The organism is cyanobacterium endosymbiont of Rhopalodia gibberula, assembly GCF_003574135.1.
Lineage (GTDB): Bacteria > Cyanobacteriota > Cyanobacteriia > Cyanobacteriales > Microcystaceae > Rippkaea.
Genome location: NZ_AP018341.1, coordinates 1,286,485 through 1,311,555, shown reverse-complemented (window position 1 = coordinate 1,311,555; position 25,071 = coordinate 1,286,485). Strand labels below are relative to the sequence as shown.

The following is a 25,071-nucleotide window of genomic DNA, read 5'->3' as shown; positions in this document are numbered from 1 at the left end:
TAGACTAACTATTGATAAATAGTAGAACTATGTAGTTGTTGAAAGTTATTATTTCAATTTTATCTACCCAATGTCTTTTTTTTAGTGTTTATCTTTTGCTTTAGTCATGGCTTTATATCGACAAGGACAATAAATCCTTTGTTAGTCCACTCAAAATTTGGCTAGGTTAACTTATGTAATTTATCCCAAGTTTAGGGTAGAAGAAACTATTTTAGGAGTACACAAAATTTGTGTTAAAACCAATATTAAAAATGTTAGGTTTGGATTAGTTTTCTGCGCGGAAAAAGTAGCTTTTATTCATGTTCTTCTCGATAAGAAACAATAATTGCGGACAATCGCTATTGCTTCTGTTGATGTAAAAAATACTGAAAATCTTTCTTTTAAATCACTTTTATTAAATATTTTTTGTTGAAGTAGATTTATAATAATCAATACTTCTGTGAGGAAAGATTTGTTATTACTAAGATCAGCAATCACGTTTGCAATATCTATTTTATAGAATTTAAATAAAATATTTTAAATAAATTTAATATTCATCAAATATGTATAGAAAGCATAAAGATTATATTGATAAGTCATAAAATACTGTTTTGATTTTTTGGTTATTATTTAAATAACTTTTTATAAAAAAATCAACTAAAATTATCCTAAAAACTTAACTAAAGCTTCTAATTTTTCCCAAGCAGCTCCACTTCTTAAGATCTCTTTAGCTTTTGTAATTCCTAAATTATGCTCTTCCCAAGGGATAATTTCTCCTACTTGTAGGGCTAAAGAAGCATTCAACGCAACCACTTCTTCTTGGGCAATAGTTCCTTTACCCTGTAAAACATTCTTTAAAATAGTGGCATTCTTTTCTACATCTCCCCCTTTCAACGCTGATAAAGGAGCAGAAGTCAATCCTAATTCTGAGGGAATTACATAATTGTAATCAAGAGTTTTATATCGTAATAAAGCTAAATCAGTAGCGTCTTGTAACCCTGCTTCATCGAGTTTTTCCCGCCCATGTAAAATAATCGCTTTAGGTACTCCTAATTGATTTAATGCCTCTGCCATTGGTACAATAAACTCGGAGGAGTAAACTCCAATAACTTGTCCCGTGGGACGTAATGGATTAACCAATGGACCTAATAAGTTAAAAATAGTACGAACTTTCAGAGTTTTACGAAAAGAGACAACATGTTTCATTGCCGGATGCCACCCTGGGGCAAATAGAAATGTAATTCCCACCTCGTTTAAAGCCTCTTCTACCTTTTCCGAAGGGGCACGGAGTTTAACTCCCAAATATTCTAAAACGTCAGCAGAACCTACCTTACTCGATGCTGAGCGGTTGCCGTGTTTAGCTACTTTAACCCCGGCTGCTGCAACTACGAACGCTACTGCAGTAGAAATATTAAAAGTAGAAGCCCCATCTCCTCCAGTCCCACAGGTATCAATTACTGGTTTTTCATTACTTCTTTCAGTTCGATGTAACGATTGTGACTGTAATACTTGCGCCATTCCTGCTAGTTCGCTCCCAGAAACTCCTTTAGCCTGAATTGCCGCTAAAATTGCCCCGGAAACTACAGGGGGAATGGCCTCTAATATCCATCCCTTCATCAATTCGGAAGCTTGAGATTGAGATAAAGACTCTTTTTCAAGAAGTTGTTGTAGAAGTTCAGTCCAGAGGTTAGGAGAATCTTGAATCACTTTTTTGAGCTTTGCTTATTTAGTAGAGGTCTAGACTACCACAATATATTTTACATTTCCATATATTCCACCCATTCATTACGTCTGTTAAAAATAGGAGAAGACAAAATTCTCAAAAAATTGACGCTTGACTATAGCCATCTATCCATATTTTTAGTCATGAACAACTCTACTTTAATAGTTCTTAACATTTTGTTTCATAGGTTGTATTTATTTTTTGCTAATTTAGGTAATCTATCCCAATAAATATATTTTCTTGAAAAAGGCTAGACTGACTGGATAATGTGTAAACCTCACAAAAGTTAATAAAGCAATGTAACCTTATTAAGGAACAAAAAGTGTAAATACTGACTCTCAACCCATAACTTTTCAACTTGTCAAAACATTAACCCCGAATGGTCGTCAGTTCTAAATCTAAATACAAAATACCATAGGCGAAAGCCATGAATCAAACAGAAACCCATAATCTACTTTAATAAGATTTCCTCAGTTACTCTTATAAAATCAGAAAATATTTCATATAACCTTACAATTATCCTGAAACTGCTACCGGACTACACATTATGAAAATTTCCACAACTTCTCCTGATCCTGTTCGTGCTTACCTAAGAGAAATTGGTCGTGTTCCTTTACTAACTCATGAGGAAGAAATCCTTTATGCTAAGCGAGTACAGCGATTGGTTAACCTAGAAAACATACAAGAATCTTTGACTGAAGAACTGGGACAAGAACCAACCATGGCTCAGTGGGCGAAAACTGCTAGGATCACTCAGAAGGAACTTCGCTCAGTTATTGCTACTGGAGAAGCAGCTAAGCGTAAAATGGTTGAGGCTAATCTTCGCTTAGTCGTATCAGTGGCTAAAAAATACCTTAAGCGCAATTTAGATCTCCTTGATTTGATTCAAGAAGGAACCATTGGGATGCAACGTGGGGTAGAGAAATTTGATCCTACTAAAGGGTATCGTTTTTCAACCTATGCTTATTGGTGGATTCGTCAAGCTATTACCCGTGCAATCGCTGAAAAAAGTCGTACTATTCGTTTACCGATTCACATAACCGAAAAACTCAATAAAATTAAGAAAGCACAACGGCAACTTGCCCAGGAAAAAGGCCGTGCCGCGACTATTCAAGAACTAGCTGAAGAACTAGAGTTAACCCCCAAACAGGTTCGGGAATACCTGGAACGCGCTCGTCAACCCCTCTCTTTGGATCTGCGGGTAGGGGATAACCAAGATACTGAATTAGGAGACTTATTAGAGGATACCGGACCTTCTCCTGAAGATTATGCAACCTATTCCTCGTTACAGTTAGATCTCGACAAACTAATGGAAGATCTAACACCACAACAAAAGGAGGTATTAGCTTTAAGATTTGGACTTGCTGATGGCAAGCCTCTGACGTTGGCTAAGATTGGCACTATCCTCAATATCAGTCGTGAACGGGTTAGACAAATTGAACGAGAAGCCTTAGCAAAACTCCGAAAACTTAAGGCTAATATTAGAGAATACTTGGCTAGCTAAATAATTTCTAAGGTTAAGAGGTTGGAGAATACGGAACAACAGTTCGGTTTTACTGACCTCAATATAACAACTAAACTTGTTAAAGTGAGATACGAAGGTTATTGATACCATCTTATTAGTTGTGGTTAATAACCCCCTGATTTAGGTAGAGTCTATAGGAGATCAGCAGTGACTAATAACTTTAAATATTCTCGACGTTTCTCTGAAAATGAGGGAGAAAATGGGGAGGGTTTGTGGAGATATATTCAATCTCTAAGTCCAGAAACTATTGCCAGATTGTCAAAGCCAGACTCTTCTGAAGTATTTCGATTTATGGAACAGAATATTGTTGGTTTGTTAGGAAATCTCCCGTCCGAACACTTTGATATTACCGTAAATACAAGTCGAGAAGATTTGGGACGTTTATTAGCTTCTGCTATGATGAGTGGTTATTTTTTACGAAATGTAGAACAACGGATGGGGTTTGAAAAATCTCTACAATCAATTAAGTAAAACAACAAAACTACGAGCGATAAAGTTGCTAAATTTACTCAACTATTCCTTCGAAATATGTCATAGGAGAAGTTCTAGGGAAAAAATTTAATCAATTTTTTGCTATTCTTACTTTAAGAATCTGTGACTAGTGAATAGGAGTTAACTTTCTTTTAGCCTAAGGTAATCGCTATTGTCTTGGGATCAATGTGAGGATCGAGGTTTACATTGAAGAAACGGTCATAATCTCTGTCTTGTATAGGGATAGAAATAGGAAATTATCTTCAATATATTTGAGAGAAAACGGGCATTCTTTACTATAAACAATAGTTAGAAGCGTTTTCCAGAATTGAGACCTCAAGCTAAGTCAATTTACGAACCGTTCTAAAAGTTTGGGAAGTATTGGAGTGTTATTTATGTACATACTAGTAATCTTCATAGGGTATATGGGGCTGTCATAAAAAGAAACTCTTGGAGTTTTATTGAAAACTCCAAGAGTTTCTTAAATTACCAGAGATTAGATGAACTACTACCGGAGAAATTCTCAGTTCAGCCTTCAGATCAACCTGTTTTTATCCTTGATAGGAACTTTAAACAAGTATTATCAAAAATTAATTGCCTTGTGTGATTCTCCCGTAAAATCGATACGATCTCTGTGAAAAATATCAGATAGTTTACTCGAATAAAAAATCCTAAGGATTTTAATCAAGGATTGATAGACTTAGGGGCAGTTCTTTATGCTCGAAATTATCCAAAATATTTGCTATGTCCCTAGCGAGCACATTGCCAAGCTTGTCATCAAAGAATTAAAAATCAACTTCCCATGCGTCAAAATTCTGATCTTTTACCTTACCAAAAAATAGGCGTTGCTGTTATCTATAATGAGAGTGGGCAAATTTTAATTGATCGTCGTCTCAAAAAAGGATCACTTGGTGGTTTTTGGGAATTTCCAGGAGGAAAACTTGAACCCAATGAAACTGTTGAAGATTGTATAAAACGTGAGATTTTAGAAGAAATTGATATTGAGATAGGAATCGGAGAACATCTTATTACATTGGATCATGCTTATACTCATTTTAAAGTTACTTTAATTGTTCACCGATGTCGTTATTTAACAGGAAAACCTAAACTCATCAGATGTGAAGAAATTCGTTGGATAACTTTAGATGAAATTAATAATTTCTCTTTTCCGAAAGCTAATAATAAAATTATTGAATTGCTGCACAATCAGCATAAAACAAAAAAAAACAGAGGATGAGGACTATTATGTTTGTCTCAAATTTTTAACTAAAAAAATTATAGGTTTTAACTATAAACTTAACTTGATCATCTATTATATAAAATCGCTTTTAAGTTGACTACAGATGATCGGTAGGAACATCGTATACAACGTTCTTATACCAGTTATATTCATAGCGTTCAGCTATGCCTATAGTCACTAGTAAAAAACTAACTACTTATTTGGAAAACCTGCCTTTACAGACTGAATTAATCAGGTTGGTAAACAATTTGTTCGTTTAGCCTAACTCTTCAGAGTCCAAGTCCATTCTTTACATAGAGTCTAGTGCAACTGACAGTCTAAAAGCTCAATTTCAAACGCATTATTGGTAGCACCGTCAGGGGTGAATAAATTTTCATCGAAGTCAACAGTAGAACGAGTATCCCAAAAATTTAAAGATAAACTTGGTATACAAAATAATGGAAGCTGAAAAGATAAATTATGCTTTAACCAACTCCAGAAAATTGATAATAAATGATGACTTTCAATAAAATTAGTATGGAATTGTTTATCATGAAATTTTCACCGCTATTGAAAAACTTAATGCTATTAAACTTTATGAATAACTTTAAAATTTAAATTTATTTCACAGACATAATTCGATCGCCTTTTACTACTTCTTTGAAAGCTTGAACTACTGCTTGTCTAGCCCAGCGATCAGTTTCTAAAATCTCTTCTAAAGTCGGTGTTAAAGTATTCTGATTCGTAAAGCGACCACAAACAATCTCAATTAATTTGGGAATATCAAGGAAAGTGATTTTCTTTTCTAAAAAGAAAGCTACTGCTTGCTCGTTAGCTGCATTCAATACTGCTGGCATTACTCCCCCTGCTCTTCCGGCGGCATAGGCTAACTGCATGCAGGGATATTTTTGATGATCTGGTTCCCAGAAGGTTAAACTACCGGCTTTAACTAAATCGAGTCGTTCCCAATCAGTATAAATCCGTTCAGGCCAGGATAAACTATACAACAAGGGAAGACACATATTAGGCCATCCCAACTGGGCTAACACTGAGGTATCTTGTAATTCAACCAAGGAATGAATAATACTTTGTGGGTGAATCACGATGTCGATGTTTTTGTAATCTAACCCAAACAAATAATGAGCTTCGATAACTTCTAATCCTTTATTCATAAGGGTTGCTGAGTCTACCGTGATTTTACGTCCCATTGACCAATTTGGATGTTTTATGGCATCGTCAACAGTGACAAGGCGTAATTGTTCTACCGACCAGTCTAGAAAAGCTCCCCCAGAAGCGGTTAAAATAATGCGGCGCAATCTTTCGGGAGGAACCCCTTGTAAACATTGGAAAATAGCAGAATGTTCTGAGTCAGCAGGAAGTAATTTAACCCCATGTTTTTTTACTAAAGGGAGTACTACTGGTCCTCCCGCAATTAACGTCTCTTTGTTGGCTAAGGCGATATCTTTTCCTGCTTTAATAGCTGCTATTGTGGGCAACAACCCTGCACAGCCTACGATTCCGGTAACGACACTTTCTGAGTCTCCGTAACGGGCTACTTCCATAACTCCGACTTCTCCAGTAAGCAGAATAGGAGAATAATCGAGAGAAGCAACAGTTTCTTTGAGGATCTCTAATTGACTTTCGTTACAAATAGCGACAATTTCCGGTCGGAATTTCCTAATTTGCTGTGCTAACAGTTGGCCGTTATTGTTTGCAGCTAACCCCACAACTTGAAATTGTTCAGGGTATTCGCTAACAATATCCAGGGTTTGCGTACCGATAGAGCCAGTGGAACCAAGGATGGAGATTTTCTTCACGATGCTTAGGGATTAACAAAAATGTCGGGAGAAGTCCCTACCCAAAATACCATGAAGAATCCTCATATTTTGAGTAGTGATGAATTTGACCCAGGGTTGTATATTAACGACAGTCTAAACTATCTCGTGCACTTACTTCAGTAACAGGGTTAACTCCATCAGCTATCTCATCATACATTAAGGAAACTGAATAGCTATTAATCACCAAATTGGTCAAACTAACTCCGTAATGATTACATCATAATAGAGCGGGTACAAGTAACAATCGTATCAACTAAAATGGTACCGGTTAAATCAGCAAAGTCCAAGTTTACGTAAGCAGGAAATTCATCAGATTTATCCCTCGCAAATTCGTTTTGAGTATAACTCCTTGAATTAAAACTCGTAAAGTATAGATCTGACTACTTCAAAAATCAACTTGCCGTATATCAGCCGCCTCAAACACACCTCTTCTAAATCTTTATCGAAGAAGTCTTGACCCTATAATTCGGAGAACGTATAGTTTTATTTTGTTTCTGCCTAAAGTTATAGATAGGCATCTAATAGCACCAATAAACTAGTCAGTAACAACAGCCTGACTCCCTCTGATACTAGTCCACAGCAAATCCTCAACTTGTTTCATAGACTACTCTCAATTGAACTACTCGCTAGTTTGATTCAAACTATCCTCTAACACTAAATTCTTGGCATCAAGACCGATTCGTAAGGTTATTTGGGAGTCTAAATCTCCTGTAGAAGATGCCTCTACTCTACCTAGCCCCAAAAGGGTTTGCAACTGTTGGGCAGCTTTTAGATCTCCTTTCTGCACGACAATTTCTGTTTCACCTAGAAGTCGAGGCGAGTCTTTGATCACATAGACATTACGAAAGTCATGATCTGCCAAATATTCCACCATCTTTTTTCCTAACTCGGAATCATCGGCTGCATTTTGTAAGGCAATTCTGACCCGGTTCGAAGAACGATGGCGCAGAGGTCTCCATTCAGAGGTAACATCAAAGTATTCTTGCATAATTTGATCAATCCCCCCTGAGGAAAGAACCCAATAACTACGAGAATCAAATTCATCTTCCTGACTAAATCGTCCAGGTAACATCACCATTTGAACGTTTTTCCGTTCTACTTGCCGCCCAAAATTGGCTAAGGTTAACATTTCTTCCAAAGTGAGGTTAGTGTCAATGCTCTGTTCAAGAAGACTAATTGCTTTGGGAATTTGAGGCAAAATAGTGGGAGTATATAGCCGTTGTAGCAGGGCTTTTAGCAAGATTTGTTGCCGTTGCACCCTTCCAATATCTCCATAACTATCTTTGCGAAAACGAGCAAAGTGTTCGGCTTGTTCCCCACTGAGAATTTGCTGTCCTGCTTCAAGGTCAATTTTCAAGTTCTGGGTCTTGTCTTCATATTTCATGGGATGAGAAACAAAGACCTCCACACCACCCACCAAGTTTACTAATTTTGTAAAAACATCAGTGGTGACTCGAACATAACGATCAATAGGAACATTATTCAGCGTTTTACTCAAAACCCTAGCAGTCAAGGCTGGACCCCTATAAATGTTGGCATCATTAACCTTGGTGTATCCTACCCCTGGGATATTAACTCTGCTGTCCCTGGGAATAGAAAGTATTTTTACTGAATAATCGCTGGGATCGAAGCGTAATATTAAAATTGTGTCACTACGTCCTCCAAAAGCATCTAAACTTCCCGGTGGGGCATCAGGAACTCGATCAATTCCCAAGACTAAAATATTGACAGGACGAGACAATCGATATTGTAAGACCATCCCTTCTTCTCTTTGTTGGGGTTGAGATGTTACGGCAGATGAAGTGTCAGTCTCAGGGTTAAGGTTTTTTTGTTCCCAAGGGAATTGTATCTGTTCGATAAAAGGAATTAACTTTTCTGATAAAGGACTGAAGAGGGTAATGGTCGCCCCAACAGTAGCGGATAGTGCAGCTGTACAACTAAATATGATCCCCCATAACAATCCACGATAAAAAGGGATAAGTCTTTTTGAATGGAGACTTTTAGCAGAAATCTTGGCTGGAGAGGTATTTCTTGACTTATAAAGATACTTGCCAGATTTAGGGAATTTTCTGGGAACTGGTGTTTGTTGAAGACCAGTTACTGTGGACATTCTTTCAAAACTATCGGTCATGTTTACCTCATCACCATAAACCGCCCTTTGATGACATTAAACTTGCAAAACAATTATCTGTCGTCATTATCATGGATGTTAGTTTCTGGTTAAAGGTTCCTTCTTCTTTAATGATTTTCAGTATTTTTACCCTTAATGAATGTCTTTCTCTTTATGAGAGATAGATAATCTTCTCAATTTCTAATACCTTCAGCAATCAATACAATTTCTAAATTATTGAGACGTTATTTGAACACCAGTAAGGGTTAATTGTTTGACTTTACCTCAACCAATTTCTTCAAGTCTCTGGTTTATAGGTAACATCGGTAAAAAATTAATATTTATTGTTGCCGAGATACCCCACTTCGCTATTTCCAAATCTTAATATACTAGGGGATTCACACTGTTTGTACTAATTGTGTAATAACAATTAAAAAAAAAATGATTTTTACTCTACTGAACAAACATGCGCTGTCCTCACAATAATACGATATGATAAAAGACGTTATCTTTATCAAAAATCCTGAACGAAAAAACTTATGGCTAAAAAATCGATGATTGAGCGGGAAAAAAAGCGCGCTCGCTTGGCAGAAAAGTATGCCGAAAAGCGGGAAACTCTCAAAGAAGAATTCCGCATTGCTGAGACTTATGAAGAAAAGATGGATCTTCATCGTAAACTTCAACGCCTCCCCCGCAACAGTGCGCCTAATCGTCGTCGGAACCGTTGTATGGTAACAGGTCGTCCTAGGGCTTATTATAGAGATTTTGGTCTATCTCGTAATGTCCTACGAGAATGGGCACATGAGGGGTTATTACCGGGTGTTGTTAAGTCTAGTTGGTAATGATTCAGTGGATAGTCAATGAAATTGAGGTGACCAATTATCATTCACTAATGACTGGTCACTGTTCGTCTACACTTAGGACAAAGCAGCCCAATCTCTTAAAACCTCTTTAGCTAAACGTCTCTCAAAAATAAACTCCAAGAGTCTTGATTAAGGCTTTCAGTCCCGTCTAACATCTTTAGTGTCCTTAATCATAAACTAAACATTGCATTGAGTTTCTCTAAACTGTTCTTAGCCAGGAGTTATGATTCAGTAAAGTGGAACAAATATCAATAAAAAACTGTTTTCTTTAAGAGTTTTTTTGTCGGACACAACAGTAATCAATTCCAAAACTCTCAAGGATTGAATCACTCACTAGATTAGCTACAGCAAACTCGCTAAGAAATGTTTCTCGAAAGTTAAAAGCTGACATTTTCGTTACAATAGTAATAACGAGAGAACCTAAGTCGTTTTCTTCTCTTGGTTGCTTGCAGACAAGAACCTCGATTGCTTGTTGGGCTATGTTATAGCTAATTGATTCGAAAATAAACTCTTAAGCAAACCTGGTTTGTAGTACGCCCTTAAACATTTTACTTCTAAGAAGTAAAATGTTTAAGGGCGGGGTGATCGGAGAGATAGGTCAGCGACCATAAAAATTTGTCAATAGCAAAAAGCTGCAATGGAGTTTGCTGAAGATACAGATCGTATTATACAAGGATATGCTCAAGGTTATTTTGTAATGGCCGATGAGATGGGTGTACTGGGTTGGTATTCAAGTCGTCAACGAGCTTTAATTCCTCTCGATAAACGTTTTCACTACCCTAAGTCTTTACAGCGCATTTTAAATCAACAACGGTTTTCAGTAGAGATTAACCGGGATTTTTTAGGGGTTTGTCGAGGATGTGCTAAGCGAGAAACAACTTGGATTTCGCCCGAACTCATCAAGATTTACCACAACCTCTATCAACAGGGTTGGGCTTATAGTTTTGAAACTTGGCAAGGAAATGAGTTAGCTGGAGGAATTTTAGGGATTGCTATTCGGGGGGCGTTTATTGGAGAATCGATGTTTTATCAAATTCCTGATGCTTCTAAAGTAGCAATGGTTAAGTTGGTAGAATTTCTTAAAAAAAGAAATTTTGTATTGTTTGATGCTCAATTACAAAATTCTCATCTCGAAAGGTTTGGAGCTTATCAAGTTAGTGATAGAAAGTATAAGATTTTGTTGCAAAAAGCCTTAGCAAAAAACTGTGTTTTTGGGGATGTTGAGCAAACACTTAATTCTAAGTCACTTTGAAAAATACTCATAATTTTTAATTTCTTCTGTCAAAAAGTTTGTGACATATTTGTGACAAATATTAGATTAATATCTTTAGGGGCATACAGTTTTGTAGTTTCTCCAAAAGTATGATGGAGCAAAAACCTAGTCTCATTTACTTAGTAATTATAAATGATATCCTTACTCATTCACGTCCAGTTAACCCGTTGAATCCAAAGTTTTTTCTAAAAAATAGAGTTAACATTAATTGTTAGGTTACCCGTTAACCACAAATAGATATAAACATCATGATAAATATGTCCATTGATAATTTTAGGTAAAATTACATAGTTACCTTAAAAATTAAAAATATTTACATTACATTGTCTATCACTCGATATGTTGATTTCAATCGTAAATTAAGTCCTTATTAGGAATACTGAGCTTTTTTAGAAAGCAATTTTATAAAAACTAATTTCTAAGAATTATTGGGAAATTTTGACTTGATTTTAAGAGTAATCAATATAATAATTATCTCCCTAAATTGTTATATTGATTGCCTAAGTCGTGTTGTTTTGTTCTAAAATATCAGTATTTAGCTCAGCATCAAGACGGAGTATTATTATTTTTTGTAATAAAAAAGAATTCTTTTTAGAATTTTATCTGTTACTTCATTCTTTGTGAACATAAAATTATGTCTTAGAAAATTATGTATCTACTCATATCTAACAAATTTAGTCCTGATAGGTTGTTACAACACTATAATTATCATAGAAATATAAAATAGTTTGCGCTTATAGGAGTATTCAGAGCTACTTACTTTAAAAATAAAACTTGAAATGAGTCTATATTCACTCTAAAATAGAATTACCAAAAACCTGTCTCACTTATTGGTATCTAGTATTGATTATGAGTTAACAATATTCATATTAATGATTGCACTTCTCATAGAACTTTCTATTATTCCTCAAATTCATACTCTAGCAGTTGATAATAATAACGGGGTAAAAATATGTGTTTTAGATTTAACGTGTAGATTCTCACCATTATGGAAATAATCTTATTAGACGAGGGATAATTTTAAAAATTAGAACTCTGCAAAGAGATAAATTAGACTCTGTAGAGAGAATTTCGAGATTAGTTACCCACGGCAAATAATATGTCCGTATATGATTACGACTTCAGTTTCCATAAGATTAAAAATGTTTCAACATATGTTCTTTAACAAACTCAAAACAAATGGCTAAGATAACGCTATTATCATTAAGGATTGTTAAGGAGTGATAGAATGTCCGATTTTAGTACTATCCGTATTCGGGGTGCAAGACAGCATAACCTAAAAAACATTGATCTAGATCTCCCTCGTGATCGCCTGATTGTTTTTACAGGGGTTTCAGGTTCAGGTAAGTCGTCTTTGGCTTTTGATACTATCTTTGCAGAGGGACAACGACGTTATGTGGAGTCTTTGAGCGCCTATGCGAGACAGTTTTTAGGGCAATTAGATAAGCCAGATGTAGATGCAATTAACGGGTTAAGTCCGGCTATTTCCATTGATCAAAAGTCAACGTCTCATAACCCTCGATCTACAGTGGGGACGGTCACAGAAATTTATGATTATCTACGGTTATTGTTTGGAAGAGCTGGAGAGCCCCATTGTCCAGTGTGTGATCGCAGCATTACACCACAAACCGTTGATCAAATGTGTGATCGTGTCATGGAACTCAAAGATCGCACTAAATTTCAACTTTTGTCCCCTGTGGTACGAGGAAAAAAAGGAACTCATAAAAAGTTATTATCTAGTTTAGCTTCTCAAGGATTTGTTCGAGTCAGAATTGATGGGGAAGTTCGTGAACTTTCTGATACTTTTGAATTAAAGAAAAATAACCACCATAACATTGAAATTGTTATTGATCGTCTAATAAAAAAAGAAGGAATTGAAGAACGGCTAACAGATTCTTTACGTACCTGTTTATATCAATCAAACGGACTAGCAATTATTGATATTTTAGATTCAGATGATAATAAGAGCTGGGGGGAAGCAAAGTTTTCAGAAATTATGTTTTCTGAAAACTTTGCTTGTCCAGAACATGGGGCAGTTGTCGAGGAGTTATCTCCCCGTTTATTTTCTTTTAATTCTCCCTATGGTGCTTGTAGAAACTGCCATGGATTAGGAAGTTTGCGTCAGTTTTCCCCTGATTTAGTGATTCCTGACCCTTCTATTCCTTTGTATGCCGCGATCGCTCCTTGGTCAGACAAAGATAATTCTTTCTATTTTTCTTTTTTCTATAGTGTTGGTCAAACATACGGCTTTGATATTCAAACTCCTTGGAATAAATTAACTAAGGAGCAGCAAGAAATCTTACTTTATGGAACTAGAGAACCTATCTATTTTAAAGATGATTCTCGCGCTGATAACAATGGAGGTTACTATCGCACTTTTAATGGTATTTTAGCAATTTTAGAGCAAAATTATAAAGAAACTAGCTCGGATATTTTTAAACAAAAACTAGAAAAATATTTGATTGATAGAACTTGTGAAGTTTGTCAAGGAAAGCGATTGAAACCTGAATCTTTATCCGTACGATTAGGTCAATATATGATTGATGAATTAACCAGTGTTTCTATTGACAAATGTTTAGAAAAAATTAATCAATTGCAATTAACTCAAAGACAACAGTTAATTGGACAACTAGCCCTAAAAGAAATCAAAAATCGTCTACAATTCCTCCTTGATGTGGGGTTAGATTATTTAACCTTAGATCGGGGAACTAAGACCTTATCAGGAGGAGAAGCACAACGTATCCGTTTAGCTACTCAAATTGGCTCAGGATTGACAGGAGTGTTATATGTATTGGATGAACCTAGTATTGGCCTACACCAACGGGATAATGGACGTTTATTAAATACCCTCAAAAAGTTGCGAGACTTGGGGAATACCTTGATTGTTGTCGAACATGATGAAGAGACAATTCGCAGTGCTGACCATATTGTTGATATTGGACCCCTTGCAGGAATTCATGGTGGATATATTGTCTGTCAGGGTGACTTAAAAACATTGATTCAAACCGATAAATCCTTAACAGCGGATTATCTATCTAGAAGAAAAGTCATAAAAACTCCGGCTCAACGTCGTTCTGGAAATGGAGCATATTTAAAGCTAATTAGTTGTCAAAAAAATAATCTAAAAAATATTGACATTGAAATTCCTTTAGGTAAATTAGTGTGTATTACAGGAGTTTCAGGCTCAGGAAAATCTACATTAGTTAATGGATTATTATATCCTGCCCTACAACATCATTTAACTCGACATGTTCCTTTTCCTAAGAAATTAGGTAGAGTGAAAGGACTAGAGGCCATAGATAAAGTAATTGTTATTGATCAATCTCCTATTGGCAGAACACCCCGATCCAATCCTGCTACTTATACAGGAATTTTTGATAGTATTAGAGAGCTTTTTTCCCAAACCATTGAAGCGAAAGCCAGAGGATACAAACAAGGTCAATTCTCTTTTAATATAAAAGGAGGGAGGTGTGAAATGTGTGGCGGTCAGGGAGTTAATGTTATTGAGATGAATTTTCTTCCTGACGTTTATGTTAAATGTGAGGTTTGCAAAGGCTCAAGATACAATCGAGAGACCCTACAAGTTAAATATAAAGATTATTCTGTCGCTGATGTTTTAAACATGACAATTGAAGAAGCATTAGGCGTTTTTCAAAATATTCCTAAAGCTATGAAAAGGCTACAAACCTTAGTGGATGTTGGGTTAGGTTATATTAAATTAGGGCAGTCTGCACCGACCCTATCAGGAGGAGAAGCGCAACGGATTAAATTAGCCTCAGAATTGTCTAAAAGAGCAACTGGAAAAACTCTCTATTTGATAGACGAACCAACGACAGGATTATCATTCTATGATATTCATCATCTATTAAATGTGCTGCAACGTTTAGTAGATAAAGGAAATTCCATTTTAGTAATTGAGCATAACTTAGATGTAATACGTTGTGCAGATTGGGTCATTGATCTGGGTCCAGAAGGAGGGGATAAAGGAGGAGAAATAATTGCTCTAGGAACTCCAGAACAAGTTGCTAGTAATTCTAGTTCTTACACAGGAAAATACTTAAAACAAACTTTGAAACAATACCAGGGATGAAAGTCTTAAATTAAATAATTAAGTATCTACTGAATTTAGAATAATAAATATCCTTAGAACCATAACATAGTCCGGTTTGGCTGTTATGTTAATAACAAGCAAACTGTTAGAAATTTAAACATTGTTTAAACGATGCCTTCAATAGGCTAGCGTAAATGGTACTATATGACAGATATTTACTGAGATTTCATCACAGATGGACCAGAAAAGCTCTAATCAAGTATTTGTTTCAGTTTACTTTAATTCTCTTTAAAAGACACTTAACAAACAGTCTCTCATACTTGATATTTTGAAGGTAAAAATGAAAACAGACAAAGATCAAGACATTTAGCTTTTAATTCAAGCCTCAGTAAAAGCGTAATTTGCTAATCAATTATTAGAAACGGTAGAAAATCAGCTGCTGCACGTCATAACTCGACTATTTATATTTCGATTAAATCAAGTAAAAGTATTTGGAATAGAGTAGTAATCTAAAGGCAGCCGTTGCAGGTGTTGAAGGAAATTATAATTACCCACTTAAACGCAGTACTACCAAAGCTCTAGAAAAACCGGGTAATCACTGAGGCATGACTTTATTCATCAAAGCCCTTAATTGTTTAAATGGTGACATTTAAGAGAGTTTGTCGTCTAGATGTTGCAAATGCCGGAAGATAAGAGAGCCGTGGCTCTCTGAGTTAAGTTGTTAAATAGTACAACAGAAGCGACCCCAAAAGTAACAGGAAAACTTTATCCAATCTGACCATACGAAGCCATTGAAGCCATTATTAAAGCTCTAGGGACCTTATAGGCTAAGTTTGTATTTTTGTTTAATTAAGCTATTTTTAGAGTTTTCTGTGGAAAAAGTCTGGCATACTTCAGTATGAAGTTATCTATTAGTTGATAAAAAAACAATTAATTATATGTTACGAGATTAGTGGTAACTTTGACAGGGAAAGGATCAACAGTGAATGTTGTTCACCCCTGATCGATTCAGAGATTATTGGTTATGTTGAAAGAACACGGGTAACTACCTATACGTTCAGCAGAAAATGGGCTGAAATTACCTACTCTTAAAGATGGTTAAAGAAATTCGCCCTAGAAGGGCGAGAATTTAAACAAGATAATTTGGTTAGGAATCTTCTTAAGATACGGCACAAAGTTTCCTAAGCTACTTTTAAGCCATAGGAGGACATTTGTATAATGTCACGGGTGCTAAAACCGATACTACTTAATGCCTCTCCATAACTAATCATGAAGTCTTCAACTAATGCTTCCTTTTCCATTCCTAAAACTTCTGCATCGTCTTCAACTTGATTAAGCATTGTCCAAACGATAGGTAAATTGCCTTTGTTAGCTTCTTCTAATTCCGCTTTTGATGTTTCAAAATTCTCTTGAAGCCAGGCCTCACCAAAACTTAGATGGGCATATTCATCTTTAACCACTCTTTCAGTAATTTTTCGAGCAAAGGGGTCAGCAACAGGAATGTAAATATTATAAGCAGCAATAGCAAAAGCTTCGATGATCAAAGATTGAATTAACAAGCAAGTAACAATCTTTCCTTGGGCTTTGGCTTGTTGGAAGTTTCCATTAAGTTGGGCAAAAAATTTTTGAGCATACTCCATATTAGGAGTAACGCTCAAATTCTTCCCACAGGATTGAAAACCTTTCTTGTGACGACTTTCCATCTTAGCAAGACGGATTAACTCATCTTTGTGATCAGGTAACATTTGAGCTATATCTATATAATTTTGATACGCTTCTTCTTCGCCTTCAATAACGATGGCATTAATGCGGCTGTAGGCGTCCTTATAGGTTTCGCTGTTGAACTCAAGCTCTGAGCGTGTGGCAAGCTCTTGCATAAGATAGTTTATCTCCTGTGAATTATCAACTGAGTTTACGGGTTAAAGTGGTGTCCTTATGAAAATTAAGACTCTTAGTGATTAAGTTTAACTTGACTATTCTCCATAATACCTTATGAAAATTTAATACTCTTGGTGGTTAAGTTCAACTTAGCCATTCTCCATTAAAAAAGAAGGTATCTTTAAATAAACGTTAAAAAATAAATCATTTTATGTTACTAAGTAAGTGAACTTAAATAAGTCTAAAATAGAATAAGTAGTTAAAAATAGAGAGATAATTATAGACTAGTCTGTATAAAAAAATAACTAACATAATTATAAAGAGCAAGAACTATCAAAATTAACTCGCACCCTAAAATTACCTCCAGAACGAGAATAAAAACACAAATATTATGTCGGGATACAAACTGAGAAGTTTAAAATATTGTAGACTACATGAATGTAGCAGAAAATACAATAAGCAAAGAATTTCTACATGAACTATTCAAGTAAGGTATTTTAAAGATCATTATATCCTATTCTCCGATAAGTGGAAGAAAAAAAATAGATAAAAAATGTAAAGTATCTGGAAGAACTCTCAAACAAGGATAAAAACTTATAATAGACAGTAACTATTTGAGAATTTAAAAAAATAACAAATCTTTTTTAGAGAGAAATTTATAGTGTTATAGTGGTTTTTTAAAAAACCAAGAAATAAAGGAGAGAAGTTAAGAATATATTTGCTGTTTCTTTTAACAAGAATGAAAGTATAATGCTGATTTACCTATATAAAGCAGCATTTTATTTATGGAGTTTAGTAAGTTGTGTCTCTATGCAAGTCGAAAGAAAAAAAGTTATTTTACAGAGTTTAAAAAATAGACTAATTAAATATAATAAAAACATGTAAATTCAATACAATTGTTAATTGTAACATGTTAACATTTAATTTTTATAAAAAAAAGATAATGAGTAAAAAATAGATAAAGTAATTATTATTGACAATAAATCAACTTATGTAATTAAGCTCTAAATATAATGAAAAAAATAGTTTGAAATAAAAGCTTATAACAATCTGAAATAATATTTGAGTTTAAGTATTATTTAGCCAAGAAAACTGAATAAACTACTTCTCAAAAAAGTCACTCTGATTACTTTAGTATAGACATACATTGTTATGTATGTCTATACTAAAGTAATCAGATATAAACAAGCAGTACTGTATTAAAAATTCCTAAGTTAGGTAAGTAAGCTGTCAACTCATCCTAAAAATTTCAGAAAATTCTCTAACTTAAAAGCTTAAATAAAGCTCAAAAGTAATAAAGGTCTTAAAAAGTTAATTAGCTAGCGTAAATTTGACACTTATTTATAACCTAGTTAAATAAAGTTAAGATTTTTTTATTTAGTTTTTAGTTAATCAGAGTTTTTATTGCTAACTCCTTTGATACACTTCGGTATCCGTTTATAGTAGTTGCTTTTAAAGCTGTAACTTTTAAAGCTTTAACATATGCTAGAGTGGTGATGTTTATTTATGTCTAACCACTGACTGCAGTGCATTAGGAGAGATATGTCTTCAGTTTTAGGAACCTTTTATCGTTGATATTGACTAGAATTATTAGATTATATTGATAATTAATCAGTGGTAGTGTGAGGAAACACAATGAAAAAGACTCTCTTTCTGAGTCCCCCTTCCTTTGATGGTTTTGATGGAGGTGCAGGAGCAAGATATCAGGCAAAACGTGAAATTACCTCTTTTTGGTATCCGACTTGGTTGGCACAACCAGCAGCATTAGTTCCTGGGAGTAAACTGATAGATGCTCCTGCTCATTATCAAACGGTGGAGGATGTTCTTAAAATTGCGAAAGACTATGAACTGGTCATTATGTATACCAGTACCCCCACTCTTTTTAATGACGTAAAATGCGCTCAGGCTATTAAAGCCCAAAATCCTGATACTCAGATTGGTTTATTAGGAGCACATGTGGCGGTTTTACCGACCAAAACTCTAGAAGAAAATCCAATTCTTGATTTTGTTTGTCGCAATGAATTTGATTACTCTTGTCAGGAATTGGCCGAAGGAAAGCCCTACGAGCAGATTAAAGGACTAAGTTACCGTGATCAACAAGGAAATATTAAACATACTGAAGAACGGGAATTAATTCACGATTGGGATTCGATGCCCAGTGTTTTCCCTGTTTATGCAGATAATCTTGATATTCGCAACTATTTTATTGGTTATCTACTTAATCCCTACGTTTCTTTGTACACAGGTCGTGGTTGTCCCGCAAAATGTACATTTTGTCTGTGGCCCCAAACTATCGGAGGACATCAATATCGTGCAAAAAGTCCTGAAGCGGTAGGAAAAGAAATGGCGTTGGCAAAATCCCTTTGGGGAAATTATGTTCGGGAATATTTCTTTGATGATGATACTTTTACCATTGATAAACAACGGGTTATTGCTATTAGTAAATATCTCAAAGAACTAAAACTAACTTGGAGTTGTAATGCCCGTGCAAACTTAGATTACGATACTTTAAAAACTCTGCGAAGCAATGGATTAAGACTACTTCTAGTAGGTTTTGAATCAGGGAATCAAAAAATACTTGATGGAGTCAAAAAAGGTATTAAACTTGAAGTCGCTCGTAAGTTTATGGCTAACTGCAATAAACTTGGGATCAAGGTTCACGGGGCGTTTATTATCGGTTTACCCAATGAAAGCAGGGAAACCATTGAAGATACTATTCGCTTTGCTTGTGAGGTGAGTCCCCACACCATTCAAGTGTCTATCGCTTCGCCCTATCCCGGGACGGAATTATATCAACAAGCTTTAGATAATGGTTGGTTTACCAATGGAAATTTAGTAGCAACTTCTGGCATTCAAATGTCTACGTTGCAATATCCTAATCTATCAGCAGCAGAAATTGAAAATGCGGTTGAACAGATGTATCGTCGCTTTTATTTCCGTCCTGGGGCAATTATTCCTATCGTTAAAGAAATGTTAGTTGATCCCCAGATGTTAGTGCGTCGTTTACGAGAAGGACGGGAATTTATGGCTTATTTAAATGAACGTCATAACCGAACTTTAGTTAACGCTTCTTAATTAATCTTAGGGCTTTTAATTAAAAGTAATGTGCGATTAATAGCAAAGGGCGTGCTTCCAGTGAGCGCGTCTTTCTTTTAGTTCTACAAGACTTATTATTCTAATTGATAATAAAAAAATCATGAATAATGAACAATAAATTCATACTTTATCCGAATTAACTCAAGGCTTCTTCAATGAGATAATTCATCTGTTTACTGTCGACATCAGATAATAAAAGATTAGGATAAATTGCTGTTTTTTTGAGTGGATGATTTAAAAGTTTACAGCCATTATTGGTATCATCAATCCTTAAATCTAATAATTCATGAACAACGGATACAATATCAAAAGTAATTTCACCTGAGGCAGAATTAATTGGCTTTCCATTTTGAGGATCTATAATTTCAATTAACCATTTTTTACTTTTAGCAACTGATTGAATATCCTCTCCTAAGTTTAAGAATTCTTTTTTTAATCGCTGTTTTTCTTGCTGAACTTGTTGATTAGTTTTTTCAAGATACATTTCAGCTTCTAATAAAATAATGACTATTGTTTGAGGATAAAATTTACACGTTGGTAACAATCTCGAATAGTTTTCAATAATAAACTTGGTTGGCGGTCGAATATAAATCTCAATAAAAAGTTGAGTTGCTTGTTGATAATAGCTAATACTAGGTTGATTTGATAACATTAAATCCAACTACCAAAAATAACTACTTCTAAGAATTGCCAACTATTTTAAAATAGTCTAGGTTGAGCATAGTTGAGTGATTGTCCAATTTTGCTATACAATCTTATCCCAAATAACTTGATATTTTGATATTATTTTTTGTCTAAAAAGAGATTTTAATACAACATGGGTATTATTACTACTTTTTACTTATGAAAGTGTCTCCTTGGGGGATACATTGGTCGGCTATCTCAAGGCTGGTAGTAACGCTGTCCTTGTTTTTAAAGAGATTGATAGACCATCACTCTTAATTTTCAGTTAATTTCTCAGTATTAGGGCTCATCTTTCTCTCTGCTGCTAGTAACTATCACTTTAGTACCAACTATCATTTTTTCTGTCAGTCTATAAAAGACCTATAAGTTTATGCCTAGTAGATTTAATGACTACTTTAGATATTATTGTTTTGCTGTTACTCTTAAAATTGGTGAAGTGATGACACTGAAATGTAGATATAAAAGTTATAACTGAAGGTAATGGTGTAGTCGAACAGCGGTCATATAAAATAACGTTAGAGTCGGATTCCATTGCACACATTATGACGTAGAATTGAATCTATACGCAACTTTTGTCTAGATTTTGTTTATGTCAATCCCTCCTACAACCGATATTTGGAAATATAAGCCTTGGTGGTGTCAACCCTGGACAGTTCTTTTGACAGGAACAGGGGTAATTATTGGAAGTTGGTTACTATTTCACAGAATTTGGCTGACGGCTATGACCTCGCTGTTCATTCTGATGTGGTGGTTTTATTTCCTGATTTTTATTCCTTATTTATTTAAACAGCAAAGTCTCAATCGAGAACAATAATTTTTTATTATTGTTTTATCTTAACAAGAGAACAAGATTAAGCAATAATATCTACTCCAACCTTAGAATTATCGAAAATAGTAATATTTTTTTTACATCACCATAAATTTTCTAAAAACACAACTCTTCTCTTGGAAAGATTACTGGATTTGAAATAGTTTAAGAGCCTTTGACGAGGATTGAACTCGTGACCTCACCCTTACCAAGGGTGTGCTCTACCACTGAGCTACAAAGGCGATATCTAGGTCACTAAAAAACTTCTACTTCTTATTCTATATAGGATTTGTATAGAATGAAGATCCCTAAAAGTTATTGTGGTGGGCCGAGCTGGATTTGAACCAGCGTAGGCATAGCCAGCGGATTTACAGTCCGCCCCCATTAACCACTCGGGCATCGACCCACTTGTACCACGGTCAACTATCATAGCACAGCTGTTTTCAATATGCAATTTTTTCTGAGAAAGTTTATTTAAGGGCTGTGAATTGGTGGGCGATCATTCTGAAACAGAATGCCCTGACCATGAGGGAAGTCACTCTCATCATAAATTTCTCCAACTAATTCTTCTAAAATGTCTTCTAAGGTGACCAAACCTACGGTTCCGCCATATTCATCTACCACAATAGCAATATGAATTCGTTGCTGAAGCATTTCTTTAAGTAAATTCGTCACCCGCTTAGTCTCAGGAATATAGACAGGAGAATCCATCGCGTCGGTGACACAGATTTGAGAACGCGTTTCTTTAGATACCGATTGTAGAGTCTGGAGAGCCTGTTTAAGATGCACAATTCCCACAATCTGATCTTTGGACTCTCCTTGTACTGGAATGCGAGAAAAGCCCGTTTCCAAAGACAAATTAAGTAACGATTGTAAACTAGCTTCATGGGAAATCGTGATCATATCAATGCGAGGCTTAACAACATCTTTAGCCATCAACTGATCGAGCATTAACGTTTTGTGGAGTAATTGGTGCCTATACAAATCTAAGTGTCCTTTACCCCCCAAAATCTCGATCATCAGCTGTAAATCTGTCAAAGATTCTCCATATTGCGCTACTTTATCAGATTTACCTTGAAATAAATAAATTGTCTTTTGGGTAATGGCCTCGAAAACTTGAACCATTCCAATCATGCTTAGAAATTGGGATAGCCAGAAAATAGGGCGGATAGCAAGGCGAAAAAAAGCGCGATTATTAATAATTGCCAAAGACTTTGGGGTTATTTCGCCAAAAATTAGGATAAAAATCGTAACAACTGCTGTTGCCACCCCTAATCCTGCATTGCCTAACCAAATAGCAAACAAATTACTGGTGAGAATAGCCGAAAAATTGTTAACGAGATTATTCCCAATCAACAGACTCGTAATAAAACGCCGTCGTTTTTCAAGGACTAAGCGGTAAATTCCAGAAGGATCTCCTTGATGCTCAATTAACCCCCTCAGTTTAAAATTATCAAAAGCAGTAATAGCAGTTTCTGAACCTGAAAAAAACGCAGATAAGAGCAGCATAAGAAAAACTGCTACCAAATCCAGCGAAACCTGCCCTAACAAGGGAGCAGGTTCAGCTATAGCAAAAAGGTCAGAGTCAATAGGTGACAAAATAGTTGATAAGGATAGTGACTGAAATGATAGATGACCCAGTCATTAATTTAGGTTAATTTAAGCAATATAGGCGACTTTGAACGCCCAAACAATTAATCCTATAATTGCTCCAAGAACTAAGAAGCTAGAAATGGCAACGAGAACGGGCTTATCAGCTCCGTCGAACTTCATAATGCCGCGATTAAGGTCTGACATTGAACTTGGCTCCTGGCTTAAAATTGAACGGGTTGGAAAAGTAACTCCACCCCTAATAGGTTAGCGAAGATTTGACTAGAGTGGGCTAAGAAATTATGACAAAGATCTTCTCGAAACGGTTATACAACAGGATATATTAATTAAACAAAACTCCGAGGAATTTATGAATTGGTCAGTTGGTGCCATTGTTTTGTATTCGATTTTCGTCACGTCAATCTTGATTTATCTTCCCTTTTTGGCGCTGGGATATGCCCGCTTCCAAATTGGATATAATCGCTTTACTCCCCGTGCTATGCTCGAGAAATTGCCTCCCTATGGTCAACGAGCTACCTGGGCTCATCAGAATGCTTTCGAAACTTTTATGATTTATACCAGTGCAGCATTAATGGCTTATATAACGGGAGTAGATTCAGCTTTAGCCAGTTATGCGGCCATTACGTTTGTGGTAGCACGTTTATTGTATTCTTTTTTTTACATTGTAAATTTGCCTCTGGGGAGATCACTGATGTTTGCTACAGGACAACTGTGCACTTATTGTTTATTTGTTTTGAGTTTTCTTAAAATTCAATCGACAGTTTAATAACTGTATTTCTTATGAGGTACGGTAACGTAAAAGTCTTAGCAAAGAGACTGATGTAGGAGTTAACAATTGTTGACCCCTACTGAGTGACTTGATTCTAATTTAAGAAACACTAATTCCTAAATGATTTAACTCTTGGTATATTTGATCAGATTGTTGCCACATTTGACCATCAAGGGCTATCTGTTCAATTAAACTTGCCAGGCGCAAAGCCTTGAGAGCCTGTTCTCCCCCCACAGAAGGTTGATCACCGCCTCTGACACAGTGAACAAAATGTTCTAACTCTGCATGGAGAGGTTCGATATTGCTGGTGTAGACTTTTTCGATAAGCCCATCTTGACGATAAAGAACCTGACCGTAATCACTAGTGTAATTAGCAGTGGTTTGACGATGGATTAGGATTTCATTGTTCAGAAAATCCGCTTCTGTTAAGCTGTTTTCACAATGTGCTACTAGACGGCGAATTTTGCGGTGGGTCACTTTGCTAGCAGTCAAGGTAGCGACAATGCCATTAGCAAATCCTAAGGTTGCGGTAACATAATCGAGATATCCTGAATCTGCTGCACGGCTACCACTAGCGGTCAGTTTAACCACCCGATCACCCACCAGCTCAAGTAACAAGTCAATGTCGTGGATCATCAAATCCAAGACTACAGAAACATCGTTAGCCCGTTGAGAATAAGGACTCATACGATGGGCTTCTAGGGCTAGTAACTCCTCAGTTTTGAGAACTTTACTTAACTCTTGGAAGGCAGGGTTAAATCGTTCTATATGTCCCACTTGCAGAATTCTATTAGATTCAGCTGCCGCATTGACTAATGATTCAGCTTCAGCAATACTTGCCGCAATGGGTTTTTCAATAAGGGGATGAACCCCAGCTTTGAGACAGTCCATTCCTACTGAGTGATGCAACCGTGTCGGTACGGCAATACAGACAGCATCAACATGGGGCAGTAAGTCATGATAATTTTCAAAAAAACGAACTCGATATTTACTAGCGGTATCTAAACCTCGTTCAACGTTGACATCGGAAACACCGACAAATTCTACATCTTTGAGCAAGCTAAAAATACGAGTATGGTGTTGACCCATATTGCCTACCCCAATTACACCGATGCGAATGGGAGCAAAGGGATCTCGTGGTCTTTTTCGGGTCAATTGTGCGTCTGACATTCT

18 protein-coding genes and 2 tRNA genes are annotated in these 25,071 nt (G+C 35.7%); 10 read left to right on the top strand and 10 right to left on the bottom strand.

Features of this window, described 5'->3' with window-relative positions; genetic code table 11:
* Nucleotides 1-642: 642 nt before the first annotated feature.
* Entirely contained in the window at nucleotides 643-1,686 is a 1,044-nt protein-coding gene (gene trpD / locus RGRSB_RS04215; RefSeq protein ID WP_119259977.1) for an anthranilate phosphoribosyltransferase, read from the bottom strand.
* Between the two features lie 563 nt (nucleotides 1,687-2,249).
* On the opposite strand from trpD, the gene RGRSB_RS04210 reads away from it, so the two are divergent.
* The 3 genes from RGRSB_RS04210 (at nucleotide 2,250) to mutT (ending at nucleotide 4,935) form a co-directional block, all read left to right on the top strand.
* Complete coding sequence (locus RGRSB_RS04210) at nucleotides 2,250-3,206, top strand: RNA polymerase sigma factor, RpoD/SigA family (RefSeq protein ID WP_119259976.1); 957 nt, start codon at nucleotides 2,250-2,252, stop codon at nucleotides 3,204-3,206.
* 168 nt (nucleotides 3,207-3,374) lie between these two features.
* A complete protein-coding gene (locus RGRSB_RS04205) occupies nucleotides 3,375-3,698 on the top strand; it encodes a DUF760 domain-containing protein (protein WP_119259975.1) in 324 nt (107 codons plus the stop codon).
* Between the two features lie 802 nt (nucleotides 3,699-4,500).
* Nucleotides 4,501-4,935: an 8-oxo-dGTP diphosphatase MutT gene (mutT, locus tag RGRSB_RS10500; protein WP_232014578.1), complete on the top strand. Its 435-nt coding sequence runs from the start codon at nucleotides 4,501-4,503 to the stop codon at nucleotides 4,933-4,935.
* Between the two features lie 602 nt (nucleotides 4,936-5,537).
* Here the strand turns inward: mutT and RGRSB_RS04195 are convergent.
* Both RGRSB_RS04195 and RGRSB_RS04185 read right to left on the bottom strand, forming a co-directional pair.
* Entirely contained in the window at nucleotides 5,538-6,734 is a 1,197-nt protein-coding gene (locus tag RGRSB_RS04195) for a 1-deoxy-D-xylulose-5-phosphate reductoisomerase (protein WP_119259974.1), read from the bottom strand.
* Nucleotides 6,735-7,374: 640 nt separating this feature from the next.
* Nucleotides 7,375-8,865 carry an LCP family protein gene (locus tag RGRSB_RS04185; RefSeq protein ID WP_232014577.1) on the bottom strand — a complete coding sequence of 497 codons (1,491 nt, stop codon included), beginning with the start codon at nucleotides 8,863-8,865 and terminating at the stop codon, nucleotides 7,375-7,377.
* Here RGRSB_RS04185 and RGRSB_RS10050 point away from each other — a divergent pair.
* The 4 genes from RGRSB_RS10050 to uvrA all read left to right on the top strand — a co-directional run bounded on the left by RGRSB_RS10050 (nucleotide 8,835) and on the right by uvrA (nucleotide 15,091).
* On the top strand, nucleotides 8,835-9,050 hold the full coding sequence (locus RGRSB_RS10050) for a hypothetical protein (RefSeq protein ID WP_172581995.1): 216 nt from the start codon (nucleotides 8,835-8,837) through the stop codon (nucleotides 9,048-9,050). The two genes, RGRSB_RS04185 and RGRSB_RS10050, sit on opposite strands and share 31 nt — an antisense overlap.
* Before the next feature lie 354 nt (nucleotides 9,051-9,404).
* Nucleotides 9,405-9,707 carry a 30S ribosomal protein S14 gene (gene rpsN / locus RGRSB_RS04180; RefSeq protein ID WP_119259972.1) on the top strand — a complete coding sequence of 101 codons (303 nt, stop codon included), beginning with the start codon at nucleotides 9,405-9,407 and terminating at the stop codon, nucleotides 9,705-9,707.
* Between the two features lie 658 nt (nucleotides 9,708-10,365).
* Nucleotides 10,366-10,980, top strand: a complete 615-nt coding sequence (aat, locus tag RGRSB_RS04175) for a leucyl/phenylalanyl-tRNA--protein transferase (protein ID WP_119259971.1) — start codon at nucleotides 10,366-10,368, stop codon at nucleotides 10,978-10,980.
* Between the two features lie 1,249 nt (nucleotides 10,981-12,229).
* On the top strand, nucleotides 12,230-15,091 hold the full coding sequence (gene uvrA, locus RGRSB_RS04170; RefSeq protein ID WP_119259970.1) for an excinuclease ABC subunit UvrA: 2,862 nt from the start codon (nucleotides 12,230-12,232) through the stop codon (nucleotides 15,089-15,091).
* Nucleotides 15,092-16,233: 1,142 nt separating this feature from the next.
* On the opposite strand, the gene RGRSB_RS04165 is transcribed toward uvrA, so the two are convergent.
* Nucleotides 16,234-16,929, bottom strand: a complete 696-nt coding sequence (locus RGRSB_RS04165; RefSeq protein ID WP_119259969.1) for an aldehyde oxygenase (deformylating) — start codon at nucleotides 16,927-16,929, stop codon at nucleotides 16,234-16,236.
* 1,636 nt (nucleotides 16,930-18,565) lie between these two features.
* Here RGRSB_RS04165 and hpnJ point away from each other — a divergent pair.
* Nucleotides 18,566-20,005, top strand: a complete 1,440-nt coding sequence (hpnJ, locus tag RGRSB_RS04160) for a hopanoid biosynthesis associated radical SAM protein HpnJ (RefSeq protein WP_119259968.1) — start codon at nucleotides 18,566-18,568, stop codon at nucleotides 20,003-20,005.
* A gap of 157 nt (nucleotides 20,006-20,162) precedes the next feature.
* Here the strand turns inward: hpnJ and RGRSB_RS04155 are convergent, their stop codons facing one another.
* Nucleotides 20,163-20,678 carry a methylmalonic aciduria and homocystinuria type D protein gene (locus RGRSB_RS04155; protein WP_119259967.1) on the bottom strand — a complete coding sequence of 172 codons (516 nt, stop codon included), beginning with the start codon at nucleotides 20,676-20,678 and terminating at the stop codon, nucleotides 20,163-20,165.
* A 621-nt stretch (nucleotides 20,679-21,299) separates the two neighbouring features.
* Between RGRSB_RS04155 and RGRSB_RS04150 the strand changes: the two genes are divergently transcribed.
* Nucleotides 21,300-21,524, top strand: a complete 225-nt coding sequence (locus tag RGRSB_RS04150; protein ID WP_119259966.1) for a DUF6737 family protein — start codon at nucleotides 21,300-21,302, stop codon at nucleotides 21,522-21,524.
* 164 nt (nucleotides 21,525-21,688) lie between these two features.
* On the opposite strand, the gene RGRSB_RS04145 is transcribed toward RGRSB_RS04150, so the two are convergent.
* From RGRSB_RS04145 to RGRSB_RS10045, 4 genes are all read right to left on the bottom strand, one after another.
* Nucleotides 21,689-21,760, bottom strand: a tRNA-Thr gene (locus tag RGRSB_RS04145).
* Between the two features lie 79 nt (nucleotides 21,761-21,839).
* A tRNA-Tyr gene (locus RGRSB_RS04140) sits at nucleotides 21,840-21,924 on the bottom strand.
* A 68-nt stretch (nucleotides 21,925-21,992) separates the two neighbouring features.
* Complete coding sequence (locus RGRSB_RS04135) at nucleotides 21,993-23,027, bottom strand: hemolysin family protein (RefSeq protein ID WP_119260949.1); 1,035 nt, start codon at nucleotides 23,025-23,027, stop codon at nucleotides 21,993-21,995.
* Nucleotides 23,028-23,177: 150 nt separating this feature from the next.
* Complete coding sequence (locus RGRSB_RS10045; RefSeq protein ID WP_172582032.1) at nucleotides 23,178-23,315, bottom strand: hypothetical protein; 138 nt, start codon at nucleotides 23,313-23,315, stop codon at nucleotides 23,178-23,180.
* Between the two features lie 163 nt (nucleotides 23,316-23,478).
* Here RGRSB_RS10045 and RGRSB_RS04130 point away from each other — a divergent pair, with 163 nt between their 5' ends.
* Complete coding sequence (locus RGRSB_RS04130) at nucleotides 23,479-23,895, top strand: MAPEG family protein (protein WP_119259965.1); 417 nt, start codon at nucleotides 23,479-23,481, stop codon at nucleotides 23,893-23,895.
* Between the two features lie 102 nt (nucleotides 23,896-23,997).
* Here RGRSB_RS04130 and RGRSB_RS04125 read toward each other — a convergent pair whose 3' ends face one another.
* Nucleotides 23,998-25,068: a Gfo/Idh/MocA family protein gene (locus RGRSB_RS04125; RefSeq protein ID WP_119259964.1), complete on the bottom strand. Its 1,071-nt coding sequence runs from the start codon at nucleotides 25,066-25,068 to the stop codon at nucleotides 23,998-24,000.
* Between the last annotated feature and the right edge of the window lie 3 nt (nucleotides 25,069-25,071).